General features: G+C 62.9%; 11 protein-coding genes. All 11 read left to right on the forward strand.

The annotated features are described in order from the left end of the window. Positions 1–83 precede the first annotated feature (83 nt). The 11 genes from GEV06_21355 to GEV06_21405 all read left to right on the forward strand — a co-directional run bounded on the left by GEV06_21355 (position 84) and on the right by GEV06_21405 (position 12641). On the forward strand, positions 84–1145 hold the full coding sequence (locus GEV06_21355; protein MPZ20435.1) for an AAA family ATPase: 1062 nt from the start codon (positions 84–86) through the stop codon (positions 1143–1145). Positions 1146–1153: 8 nt separating this feature from the next. Then, positions 1154–2086, forward strand: a complete 933-nt coding sequence (locus GEV06_21360; protein ID MPZ20436.1) for a polysaccharide biosynthesis tyrosine autokinase — start codon at positions 1154–1156, stop codon at positions 2084–2086. Between the two features lie 159 nt (positions 2087–2245). Then, on the forward strand, positions 2246–2665 hold the full coding sequence (locus GEV06_21365; protein MPZ20437.1) for a hypothetical protein: 420 nt from the start codon (positions 2246–2248) through the stop codon (positions 2663–2665). A 619-nt stretch (positions 2666–3284) separates the two neighbouring features. Continuing rightward, on the forward strand, positions 3285–3935 hold the full coding sequence (locus tag GEV06_21370; protein ID MPZ20438.1) for a sugar transferase: 651 nt from the start codon (positions 3285–3287) through the stop codon (positions 3933–3935). A gap of 21 nt (positions 3936–3956) precedes the next feature. Then, positions 3957–5144, forward strand: coding sequence for an erythromycin biosynthesis sensory transduction protein eryC1 (locus GEV06_21375; GenBank protein ID MPZ20439.1), 1188 nt, complete (start codon positions 3957–3959; stop codon positions 5142–5144). A 66-nt stretch (positions 5145–5210) separates the two neighbouring features. Further along, a complete protein-coding gene (locus tag GEV06_21380) occupies positions 5211–6641 on the forward strand; it encodes a hypothetical protein (GenBank protein ID MPZ20440.1) in 1431 nt (476 codons plus the stop codon). Next, positions 6541–7317 carry a hypothetical protein gene (locus tag GEV06_21385; GenBank protein ID MPZ20441.1) on the forward strand — a complete coding sequence of 259 codons (777 nt, stop codon included), beginning with the start codon at positions 6541–6543 and terminating at the stop codon, positions 7315–7317. The genes GEV06_21380 and GEV06_21385 overlap by 101 nt, the downstream gene beginning before the upstream one ends. Positions 7318–7345: 28 nt before the next feature. After that, entirely contained in the window at positions 7346–8221 is an 876-nt protein-coding gene (locus tag GEV06_21390; protein ID MPZ20442.1) for a glycosyltransferase, read from the forward strand. Continuing rightward, on the forward strand, positions 8214–9230 hold the full coding sequence (locus GEV06_21395) for a glycosyltransferase (GenBank protein ID MPZ20443.1): 1017 nt from the start codon (positions 8214–8216) through the stop codon (positions 9228–9230). Before GEV06_21390 ends, GEV06_21395 begins: the two co-directional genes overlap by 8 nt. Further along, positions 9231–11210 carry an asparagine synthase (glutamine-hydrolyzing) gene (asnB, locus tag GEV06_21400; GenBank protein MPZ20444.1) on the forward strand — a complete coding sequence of 660 codons (1980 nt, stop codon included), beginning with the start codon at positions 9231–9233 and terminating at the stop codon, positions 11208–11210. A 216-nt stretch (positions 11211–11426) separates the two neighbouring features. After that, positions 11427–12641, forward strand: coding sequence for a glycosyltransferase (locus tag GEV06_21405; GenBank protein MPZ20445.1), 1215 nt, complete (start codon positions 11427–11429; stop codon positions 12639–12641). The last annotated feature ends 133 nt before the right edge of the window (positions 12642–12774 follow it).

The raw sequence follows: 12774 nt of genomic DNA on the forward strand, positions 1-12774 counted from the left end.
CGCCGAAGCTTTAGCGAAGGCGGGAGCGCGGAGCGCGAAGGCGTGAACGCGCCGTGCACGGGTTTGGCTTTTGGAATAGCAGAGTGTACCGAGATTTCTTCGGCCTATCGGAGCGCCCGTTCGATCTCACGACGAACCCGCGGTTCCTGTTCCTCTCGAGCGGGCACCGCGAAGCCTTGAGCGTCCTGCACTACGGCATGGCGGGCGACAAGGGCATCACGGTGCTCGTTGGTGAGGCCGGAACTGGAAAGACGACGCTCGCTCGCGCGGCCCTGGCCCACTACCAGAGCTCGGAGGTGCTCGGCCTTTACTTGAACAACCCCACGCTGACGCGGCAGGAGTTCTTCGAGTTCGTTGCCCACGGCGTGGGACTCAGTCCGAAGGTGGCTCGGTCCAAGGCCACGTTCCTGCGCGAGCTGGACGCGCTGCTCGGAGAGCGGCGTCGTTCCGGCAAGCTGACGGCGCTGATCGTCGACGAAGCGCAAGCGATACCTACCGAGATCCTCGAAGAGATTCGCATGCTGGCGAACCTCGAGTCCCCGACGAGCAAGCATTTGTCGATCCTGCTCGCGGGACAACCCGAGCTCGCGACGCGGCTGAACGAGCCGGCGTTACTTCCGCTCAAACAGCGAGTGGCCTTGCGCACCACGCTGACGCCATTTCGCCTGCTGGAAACCGCCTGCTATCTCGCCATGAGGATCCGTGTCGCGGGTGGCGACCCAGCCGCGATCTTTTACCGGTCGGCGGTGGAGCGCATTCATCAGGTGTCGAGGGGCGTTCCCCGGACGATCAACGTCGTCTCCGACAACGCGCTGCTGACGGCCTTCGCCCTCAAGGCGAAGCCGGTCTCCACCGACATCATCGCCGAGGTGTGCAGGGATCTCGATGTGAACATGGGCGGCAACGAGCCCGTCGTGGCGGAAGCACAGGCGGGGTCGTCGCAGGAGCCGGGCGCCGTCCCAGGTGGCGAGCGGCGGCAGCTGGCCCCAGACAGGGGGCCAGGGGATCTGCTCGGCACGCCACGGCCGCCCGCTGCCGTGCATCGACCGGAAGGTAACGACGATCACGCGAGAAAAGAGCCGTCGGCCTCCCGCTCGAACGAGACGGCGATGGCGCGACGTGCAGTGATCTTATCTGTCGACTGAGGGTGAACATGAGCCGGATTGGTGATGCCATACTGCGGGTGAGCGAAGCCGCACGGGAACGCGGTGAGCCGGTGCCTCCGGACGTGGCCAGAGTGGGGGCCCTCCGACTCATTCAGGAGGATCCCCCCTACGAGTCGCCATGGACGTTCGACGAAGCGGCTCCTCCCCCCGCATCCATGCGGCCCCTTGTCGCGGTGCCGAAGACGAACCGGCCCACCCCGACGCCGCGTCCTCCCGGGTCGGCGCTGAGCCGCGACGAGCCGCCGGCCGTGTTCCGCCGAGTCAACCCGCGGCTCGAAGAGCGGATCATCGTCTCGGGCAAGGTATCGGCTGAAGGTGTCGAGCAGTATCGCCAATTGGCCGGAACGCTGCACCAGGCACAGCTCGATCGCGGGCTGCGTGTGGTCATGGTCACCAGCGCCGTGCTGGCCGAGGGCAAGTCGCTGACGTCGACGAATCTGGCCCTCACGTTGAGCGAGTCCTACCGACGTAGGGTCTTGCTCATCGATGCCGATCTCCGCCGCCCCACGCTTCACGACATTTTTCAAGTCGGAAACGGGAGCGGACTCTCTGACGGCCTCCGGCGGGAAAGCCCAGCCACCTTCCCCACGCTCGCGATCTCGGATGCCCTGGCGCTTCTGCCGGCAGGAGCGCCCGACCCCGACCCGATGGCCGGCCTGACCTCCGCGCGGATGCGGCAATTGATCGACGAAGCCCGAAGCAAGTTCGACTGGGTCGTGATCGACACGCCGCCTGTGACGATGATGCCGGACGCAAACCTGCTGACCGCGACCGCCGACGGTGTCGTGCTGGTGGTGGCGGCAGCCCACGCGCCGTTCGACATCGTCAGGCAGGCTGCGAAGACAATCGGGCGCAAGAAGATTCTCGGCGTCGTCCTCAACCGCGCTGAGGCCGAGTCGATCCCGTATTCATCGTACTGAATACAAATTCAGCCGCGATGCGGACTTTAATCGCGGCAGCGACGATGTGATGCGATTCGGGCCGGCCAAATCGGCCCAAAAGCAGTAGCGAGCTCTGGCGTTCGATTTGCAGCTCAGCTTCACACCTCCCCCCCTGAAGCTACCTGCGCACAACTGGATATGTCAGCGCACCGGACCGATCGAAGGCACGAGGTGTACGACGAGGACAGCTTTCGGCACTTCCTGGCGATAGAGCGAAGGCGCGCCGAGCGCTCGGGACGATCACTGCTCTTGCTGCTGGTGGATATCACGCCCGACAGCGAGGGGGACGGCTCGATTGATGCCGCAGAGGCCGACGCGTTGTTCGCTGCCCTCGCGACCTGCGTTCGAGAGATCGAGGTCATCGGCTGGTATCGGACTGGCCGATCAGCGGGTGCCGTGCTGACGCAAGGCGCCAACGGACCGCCGCCTGACGTCTCGCGTCGGATCGGCGAGCGCGTCGCTGGCGCGCTGAGCCAACGCTTGCCCGCGCGTGTGCGGGCGCGCCTCGAAGTGCGTGTGTTGCAACTGCAGACTAGGCCAAAGAACCGCTATGCATGACTGGATGACGACGTTCCACTGGAGTGAGGGGACGCCGATCGCGAGCGTGAGGCCCGTGCGATCACGCGCGCGTTCGCCACGGCGGGCCAACGGTTTGACGGTCGGGCACGCTCGCAACGGCAGCGTGGCCGGAAGTCTGTCCATTGCGTCGATGGTTGAAAGCCACGCCATCGAGCAGACGATGGGGCGACCGACTGCGGGGGCCGAGGCGCGCACCACCCAGCGCTTCCTCAACGAGCGGCTGTTCAAGAGCGCGCTGATTCGCGAGCGGCGGCGAGCGGATCGCCTCGACGAGCTGTTCGCCCTCATCACGATCAAGGTGGATCCGCCCCTTCTCCCGGCGGTGCGTGCTGCGGTGGCGGCAACCGCCAGTGACATCGACATGACGGGATGGATGGAGCAGGGCACTACTGTCGGTGTGATCCTGACCGAGCTCACCAGGCCTGGCGATGCCGACGTTCGCCAGTTCGAAGCGTGCGTGCTGCACGAGCTGATGCGCCGTCTCGACACCGCAGCCATCGAGCGGCTCGAGATACGGTGTTACGTGCATCGCGGCCCCGTGGCCGGAAGCGCCCCTGAGCTCCCCGAGGGTGACCCCCTACTCGACGAGCTCCGCGCCATGCACACGCGCCTGCCGCTTTGGAGCACAGCGAAGCGAACGCTCGACATCATTGGAAGCGCTACGCTCCTCGTGCTGATGTCCCCCATCCTCTTGCTCGCGGCCCTGTTCGTCAAGCTGACCTCGCCTGGCCCCATCCTCTTCCGGCAGGAGCGCATCGGCTACATGGCCACGCCGTTCACGATGCTCAAGTTTCGCACCATGCAGGTGAACAACGATCCCGCGCTACATCGGCAGTACGTGACGGACTTCATCAAGTTCGCCAACCACGCGAGGGCGAGCAACGACGCGGCACCGTTCAAGATCGACAACGACCCACGAACAACGGCGATTGGCCGCCTGCTCCGCAGGACCAGCATGGACGAGCTGCCACAGCTCTGGAACGTCCTGAGGGGTGACATGTCGCTCGTGGGCCCTCGTCCACCGATCGCCTACGAGCTCGAGCACTATCAGCCCTGGCACTGGAGGCGCGTGCTCGAGGCCAAGCCAGGCCTCACGGGCTTGTGGCAGGTCACCGGTCGAAGCCGTACGACGTTCGACGAGATGGTCCGCCTCGACCTCCGCTACGCCAGGGCCAAGTCCCTCTGGTTGGACCTCAAGATTCTCCTTGCGACGCCACGGGCCGTTATTACGGGCCGCGGCGCGCGTTGATGCCCAGACGAGCCACACACTATGACTCCACCCATTCCATTCTTGGATCTGATCACGCCCCACCGGGAGCTCGAGGAGGAGCTCGTCGCGGCCTTTCGTGACGCCGTCCGATCGGCCGCCTTCATCGGCGGACCGGAAGTCGAGGCGTTCGAGCGAGAGTTTGCCGCCTACTGCGGCACGAAGTATTGCGTCGGTGTCGCCAGTGGCACCGACGCCGTGCGGTTTGCCTTGATGGCAGCTGGCGTCGGCCTTGGTGACGCGGTCGTCACGGTGTCGCACACCTTCATCGCCACGGTCGAAGCCATCAGCCAGGCGGGCGCGGACACGGAGCTCGTCGACATCGACGAGCGCACGTACTGCATGAGTCCTGACAGGCTGCTGGAATACCTCGAAGCCTGCCAAAAGGATCAACATACCGGCCGGCCGCTTGGCCAGCGCTCAGGGAGGCCAATCAGGGCGGTGGTTCCCGTGCACCTCTACGGCCAGGTGGCGGAGATGGACTCAATCCTGGACATCGCCAGCCACTACGACCTCTTCGTCGTTGAAGACGCGTGCCAGGCGCAGGGTGCCGAGTACTACTCCGCGGAAGGCGGCTGGCGGCGCGCCGGCTCCTTCGGCAAGGCGGGCGCGTTCAGCTTCTATCCCGGCAAGAACCTCGGAGCCTGCGGTGAAGCGGGCGCCGTGACCACCGACGACGAACAGGTGGCGCAGAAGATCCGGATGCTGCGTGAGCACGGGCAGGCACAGAAGTACTACCACGACCTCGAGGGCTACAACGGCCGGCTGGATGCGATTCAGGCGGCATTCCTCAGGATCAAGCTTCGCCACCTGGATCGCTGGAACGAGCAACGAAAGTCGGCCGCGGCTCGTTACGCCGAGCTGCTGTCCGGCGCACCTGACATCACGCCCCCGTTCGAGCCGGAGACGAGCAGAGCCGTCTATCATCTCTACGTCGTCAGAACGAAGGACCGAGATGCGCTCGCCGCGCACCTGAAGGCGGAGAGCATCTCTGCCGGATTGCACTATCCGCTGCCGGTTCATCTGCAGAAGTGCTACCGCGATTGGGGCTATGACGTCGGCGACCTGCCGGTTACCGAGCGCGCCGCCTCCGAGGTTCTGTCCCTTCCAATGTTCCCCGGGCTGACGAAAGCGCATCAAGAACGGGTTGCGAGTGGGATCGAGACATTCGCCAGCGTCATCCCTGGTTGATGTAAACCCTGTCCTGACAAGTAACGTGCTCTCATCAACCGGACAGCTCCCAGAAGGACCCATGCCGTGAGCGTTGGCGGCGTCGCATTCACGGTCATCGCCGGGTTGCTCCTCGTCGTGCTGCCGCGGCGGCTCGCGGTGATTCCGCTGCTGCTTGCCGCCGCATACACGACCCGACTGCCTGTTGTCGAGCTCGGACCCGCCAGCCTGAGTGCGCTCCGCATCCTTGTGGTAGTCGGCATCGTGCGTGTTCTCGTGCGCGGCGAACGGGTCGCCAATGGCGTGAACGTGATCGACGCACTGCTGTTCGCCTGGGCGCTGCTCCTGGTCGGCTCGAGTGCGTTTCATACGCCAGACGCGTGGACGGTTCGCTCGGGCATGGTGTTGGGTGAAGTGGGCGTGTACGTCCTCTGCCGGATCTTCATCCAGGACGCTGAAGACGTTCGCCGGATATTCGCAGTCTTGTGCGTGGTGCTCTTGCCGCTCGCCATCCTGATGTTGCTCGAGAAGCACACAGCGCACAACTTCTTCTCGATCATGGGAGGAACTGGCGAGATCAACATCCGCGAAGGACACGTCCGGGCATATGGGCCGTTCGCGCATTCGATCTTGGCAGGGACGGTCGGTGCGACCTGCATGGCAATGGCCGTCGCCATCTGGAGAATGCATCGCGTAAGCGCGCTCCTTGGACTGGCTGCCGGGGCGGGTATCGTCTTCGCCAGCACGTCGAGCGGGCCGATCATGATGGTCGCCTTTACCTCGTTCGCGTTGCTGCTCTGGAAGCTGCGGAGCGTGCTGAGTCTGGTTCGCTGGGCGACGCTTGCCGGCATCGTCGCGCTCGACATCGTGATGGACGCCCCGGTGTACTTCCTCATGGGGCGCATCGATATTACCGGCGGCAGCGCTGGCTGGCACCGCGCGCAGCTGATCCGCTCGTCGCTCGAGCACCTGAGCGAATGGTGGGCCGTCGGTACGGATTACACGAGGCATTGGATGGCTACCGGCGTACCGGCGAATTCGATCCACACGGACATCACCAATCACTTCCTGGCGATGGGGGTGCTGGGCGGTCTGCCGCTGTTGATCCTGTTCGCGCTCATGCTGGGTGTCGCGTTTCGAGCGGTGGGACGAGCAGTGCGGGACAATGAGCGCCGATCACCCACGCAGGCCTTTCTCGTCTGGACCCTGGGAGCGATGCTGTTCGGGCAGGTGATGAACTTCTGGTCGATCTCGCTGTTCGACCAGTCGATCTCGTTCTTCTATCTGATCGTCGCGGCGATTACCGCGATCCAGCACCCGGCCGTGTCGGTGGCCAAGGCGGGCGTGTCTGCCCGTACTCGGCGTCGAAAGCGCAAAGGCCGGGGCGTTCGCGTGCCGGCAGCAGTAGGAATGAACGATGAGCGACGAGACTTTCACGATAACAGTATCGGTCAACCACGAGGAGGTGCTTCAGCAGAACCTCCTCTTGTCTCCTGGCCTGCTGAATGGAGGACGTAATCAGCTGGTCATCAAACGGCGCTTTCCCTCGGCGTCCCTCGCTTACAACAGCGCGATCGAGGAAGCCGAGAACGACATCGTCATCTTCGTTCACCAGGACGTCTATCTGCCGGATACGTGGTTTGCATGCTTGAAGAGTTGTTTGGCATTTCTCGAGGAGACACAAGTGAGCTGGGGGGTTCTCGGCTGTTTTGGATCCAGGAAAGGCGCCGAAGGCGGGCTCGGACGTGTGTACACGAGCGGCTTGGGATGGCACGGACGACTCGTTACCCGGCCGGAGCCGGTCGAGACACTCGACGAAATCCTGCTCGTCATCCGTAAGTCGTCGGGCCTGCGTTTCGATCCTCGCCTTCCCCACTTTCATTTGTACGGGACCGACATCTGCATGAAGGCGAGGGAGCGAGGCCTCGCGAACTATGCGTTTCAGGGGCTTTGTGTCCACAACACGAACCAGCTACTGAGCCTGCCGAGAGAGTTCTACACGTGCTATCGCTACATTCGAAGCAAGTGGTCCCGGTACCTGCCAATTTATGCCTCCTGTATGAAGATCTCATTCCTGAACGGAGAGCTCTGCCGGAAGTGGATCGTCGAGGCTGGACACCAGCTGCTTGGGACGCGACGCCAAGCGAAAACCAGGGTCGAGGATCCGCGAGTGTTCTGCTATGAGCGCCACTGACGCGGACGCGAAGAGGGAGTCAGACCTGATGGCAACGCGGAGATACATCATTGTCTCACCTGTACGAGACGAGGCGCCGCATATCGACAAAACGATTGAAGCCGTGAGATCGCAGACTCTCCTGCCTGCGCGCTGGATCGTCGTCGATGACGGCTCGACCGATGGAACGGGCGAGATCCTAGATAAACGTGCATCGCAGGCGAGCTGGATGCGCGTTGTCCATCGGCCGAACCGGGGCCGCCGGGTCAACGGCTCGGGTGTCATGGAGGCGTTCTACGCCGGCTACGCGTTGCTGGACCACGACGGGTGGGACTACCTCGTCAAGCTCGACGGCGATCTGTCGTTCGCACCGGACTACTTCGAGCGCTGTCTGGCGATGTTCGCGGCAGACCCGAGGCTCGGAATCGGCGGCGGGACCGTGTGTCAGCTCGAGCAGGGAAACGAGAAGGTGGACTCCAAGAGCGACCCGACATTTCATGTGCGGGGCGCTACGAAGATCTATCGACGTGAATGCTGGGATCAGATTGCACCGTTGGTGCCGGCGCCTGGTTGGGACACCGTCGACGAGGTGAAGGCCAACATGTTGGGTTGGGCCACGCGCACGTTCCCAGAGTTGCGCCTGATTCAGCACAAGGAGACAGGGGCGGCAGATGGCGCATGGCGGAATGCATTCAAGAACGGTCGAGCAAACTACGTAACGGGATATGACCCCATGTTCATGCTGGCGAAGTGTGTCAAGCGCGGGTTGACGAAGCCGCTCTTCGTGGAGGGCCTCGCCATGGCGCTCGGCTTCTGCTCGGGCTACGTCGCAAGGTCGCCACGCGTCCCTGATCCAGGCGTGATCGACTACTTGCGGCGGCAGCAACGCCGGCGCCTGTTGCTCCGCGCGAGTATTTATGGATAAACGGGGCCCGATGTCTGAGGTTGATCTTTCGGTTGTGATCGTGAATTGGAACTCGGCCGAGTACGTACTGGCGTGCGTTCGATCCATCGTGGCCGGGACCACGGCGACCGCCTACGAGATCATCGTGGTCGACAACGCATCCTTCGATGGTTGTGAGCAGCAGCTGGCCCAGGAGTTTCCCGGCGTGTTGTTCCTTCAAAGCAGTAAGAACCTCGGTTTCGGAGCCGCCAACAACCTTGGCGTCGCACGATCACGCGGCGGTGTCCTGCTCTTCCTGAATCCTGACACGGAGGTGCGCAAGGGTGCGATCGATCGGCTGTACGCAGGGATCGCTAAGCTCTCAGATGCGGGCGTGGTTGGTTGCCGGCTATTGAATACGGATGGGACGCTGCAGACGAGCTGCGTCCAGGCATTGCCGACCGTCTTGAACCAGATCCTGAACGCAGACCTGCTGCGCCGCTGCGCCCCCCGAGCCTGGCTGTGGGGTACTCGTGCCTTGTTCAGCACCTCGACGGCTCCGGTCGAGGTCGAGGCGGTCTCGGGCGCATGCATGATGGTGCGGCGGCAGGTGTTCGAGCGTGTCGGCGGGTTCAGTCCCGCATTCTTCCTGTACGGGGAAGACCTGGACTTCTGCGCGAGGGTTGGCCGCGCCGGTTTCAGAAACGCCTACGTTGGTAACTGCGAAGTGGTTCATCACGGCGGCGGTAGCGCTCGCAACGTGCACAGTACGTTCTCGGTGGTCATGATGTGCGAGTCCGTGGCGCTGCTACTTCGAAGGCTGCGTGGACCGCTGGCGAGCACCAGCTATCGTGTGGCGCTGATAATCTCCGCCTGCCTCCGTCTCACGATCCTTGCGGTCACCTCGCCAGCCTGGCTGATGGCAAGCGGCGCGACGTCCTGGAGCAATGCGTGTCGGAAATGGCTGGCGATTCTCCGTTGGGGGCTGGGATTGCACCGCCCGGCCCTACCCCACCTCCAACGGAGCCCGGACGTGGGAGGAGCCCGTTAAATGTGTGGGATCGCCGGCATCCTCAACTTCGACTGGGCGGCGCCGGTCAATGCTCGCTTGTTGCGAGATATGACCGACGCAATTGCCCATCGGGGACCCGACGGCCGTGGGGAGTACGTTTCGGGCTGCGTCGGCCTCGGACATCGGCGCTTGAGCATCATCGACTTGAGCCGCGGCGGCCAGCCCATGTGCAATGAGGACGCCAGTGTCTGGGTGACCTACAACGGCGAGATCTACAACTTCGCCGACGTGCGCTCCGACCTGGAGTCGCGTGGCCACATGTTCAAGTCGGCCAGCGATACGGAGGTCATCGTCCATGCCTATGAGGAGTGGGGCGAGCAGGCAGTCCAGCGGCTGCGCGGCATGTTCGCGTTTGCTCTATGGGACGACCGCAAACAGCAGTTGTTGCTCGCACGTGATCGTGTCGGTATCAAGCCTCTCTACTACACGAACACGGGCAAGGCATTCCTGTTTGCGTCCGAGCTGAAGTCGCTGCTGGTCCATCCGGCCGTGTCTCGTCGGCTGAGCGCACGGGCAATCGATCGGTTTCTCACGTATTACTACCTGCCCGGCGCGGAGACCGCGTTCGCAGACATCTACAAGCTGGAACCGGGACATTGCTTGATAGTGAAGGACGGGCGCGTTCGCAAGGAGCAGTACTGGGATCTCTGCTTTGATGAGCCGCACCGCTGGCGGAGCTTCTCAGAGGCGGTGGAGGCCCTTCAGGACTTGTTGCGCCAGACCGTCAAAGACCACATGACCAGCGACGTTCCGGTAGGTGTGCTGCTGAGCGGCGGCGTCGACTCGACGGGCGTCCTGCGCTATGCCGCCGAAGAAGCTGGCGATGCCGTCCACTCCTTCACGGTAGGGTTCGCCGGCGAAGGATTCGCTGACGAACGCCCGTACGCGCGGCTGGCCGCGCAGCGCTACGGAACGCGTCATTACGACATCCCGCTGACGCCGTATGAGTTCCTGGAGTTCCTCCCGCAGTATGTGTGGCACATGGAGGAGCCCGTCTGTGAGCCTCCAGCCGTCGCGCTCTACTACGTTTCCCGGCTGGCACGCGAGACCGGCGTCAAGGTGCTGCTGTCGGGCGAGGGCGGAGACGAGGCGTTCGCCGGCTACCAGAACTATCGCAATCTGCTCTTCCTCGAGCGGGCCAAGTCTGCCCTCGGCTCGGCCAAGCCGCTCCTTCGCTCGACGCTCCACGCGTTTGCGCGGCTCGGCTGGAATCGCGTCGAACCCTACAGCAAGCTGATTGACCTGCCTCTCTCGAGCTACTATCTGAGCCGAACTGCCACACCCGAGACGCCATTCAATCGACTGAAAAGTGCGCTCTACCGTGCAGAGCTCAACGAGGCGCTGCGAGACCGCGAGTCGAACGAGGCGACGCGCGGTCTGTTCGAGCGGGTCCGAGAGCAGCCGCTGTTGGACCGGATGCTCTACGTCGACACGAAGACGTGGTTGCCAGACGACTTGCTCGTCAAGGCAGACAAGATGACGATGGCCACGTCGGTGGAGTTGCGGGTGCCCTTGCTCGACTTCCGCGTGCTCGAGTTCGCCGCGTCGCTGCCACAGAGCTTCAAGCTACGCGGATGGTCCGGCAAGCGCATCTTAAAGGCCGCACTGAAGGGCTCCGTTCCACGAGAGATCCTCGAGCGGCCGAAATCTGGGTTCCCGGTGCCCTATGAGCGATGGCTGCGAGCCGACCTGAAGGAGTTCGTCGGCGACACCCTGCTGACGCCAACGGCGGCGCTGACGAAGTACTTCCGAACTAGCGCCCTTGACACCATCGTCGAAGGATTCTTTCGCGATGGCAAAGGTGGCAAGGAAGTCTTCTCCCTCCTCGTGCTGGAGCTGTGGCTTCAACAGTTCGGGACTGCAGAGACACAGCACGGCAGTCCGATGCTGGCGAAGCCGCCGAGCGCACGGCAGGAAGAGTACCTCGAAGCTTTCTTGGTCAATCGAACCGGAACGTAGCGCTACGGCATGACGAGAGGAATCTGCGCGCGCTCATTCTCGCCCGGCAGCAAGGCGAGGTCCGAGACCTTGAGCGAAGCTCTCGACGGGTCCTTGGCGAAAGCGCGCGATTTAGCGTTTCCGTCGATTCACCGTATCGCCCACAGGAGAGGATCGCGTCGTCTGGCATAAGAAGTCTCGGGATGTGACATAAGTGTTCTCCAGTGATGCTACGAAATGACCTCCTTGCCGGCTCGAGTACTGTTGCTCGTCGAGAACAATCCGTATCCCATGGACTTCAGGGTGCGTCGTGAAGCGCACACGCTTCGCGATGCCGGCTGCCAAGTGACCGTGATCGCCCCAAGAGCTGCGACGCAGGCATGGACGGAAGACGTTGCTGGCGTCCGCGTGTATCGCTTTCCTGCCCCGCCTGGCGGGAGTGGGCTGTTGAGCTATGCGCTCGAATTCGGATACGCCACGCTCGCCATCCTCCTTTTGACGGTGTGCGTGTGGCTCCGCAGGGGCGTGGACGTCATCCACGCAGCGAATCCACCCGATACGCTGTTCGTGATTGCTGCGATCTTCAAGGTGCTCGGCAAGCGATTTGTGTTCGACCAGCACGACCTTGCCCCAGAGACGTATCTGTCTCGATTCGGGCAGCCTCGTCAGAACCTCGTCTACAGAGCATTGGGCCTGCTCGAACGCTGTTCGTATGCGGTAGCGGATGTGGTCATCGCGACCAACGAGTCGTATAAGCTGCTGGCGCTGACGCGAGGGCGTAAGCGCGCCGACACCGTTTTCGTTGTGAGAAATGGGCCGCCTCTCTCGTATCAGATGGCAGAGCCTGACCCGTGCGTGACGCAGCGGGCGACGTATCTCATCGGCTACGTCGGGACCATTGGCCCACAGGACGGTGTGGACTACTGGATTCGGGCAGTTCACGAGCTCGTGTTCAGATTCGAGCGGCGCGACTTTTTGGCCATCGTCATTGGCGATGGCGATGCACTTGCGAGTGTGCAGGCCCTAACACGCCAGCTCGAGGTCGACCCTTACGTGTGGTTCACCGGGCGGCTCTCGGAACTCGAGGTTCGCAAGTGTCTGTCCGCGGTTCACGTCTGTGTGCAGCCCGATCCACTGAGTCCGTTGAACGATAAGTCGACCATGAACAAGCTCATGGAGTACATGGCACTTGGAAAGCCAACTGTCGCCTTTGATCTGACCGAGACTCGATATTCGGCGCAGGAGGCGGCCCTGTATGTTCGACCGAATGACGAGGTTGAGTTCGCACGACAGGTGAGCTGGCTCCTGGACAATCGTGCTGAGCGGGAAAGGATGGGTATTGTCGGGCAGCGAAGAGTCCGCGAAGGGCTAGCGTGGGAGCACTCGGCGGGGAGCCTTCTTCGAGCGTACAGCAAGGCCCTGCGTGTTGTTGAGATGGTTCGCTCGAGCTGATGCGCTCCGTAACAGTGGACTTACACATTCGTAAGAGTTGGATCAAGGGCGTTATCCTACAGGCTGAAGGCAAATCCAGCGGTAGTGACCCGGCAACAGTGAAAGCGGGTGTCGTCGGTGCAACTCCGCCTGC

This window comes from Luteitalea sp. (assembly GCA_009377605.1).
Lineage (GTDB): Bacteria > Acidobacteriota > Vicinamibacteria > Vicinamibacterales > Vicinamibacteraceae > WHTT01.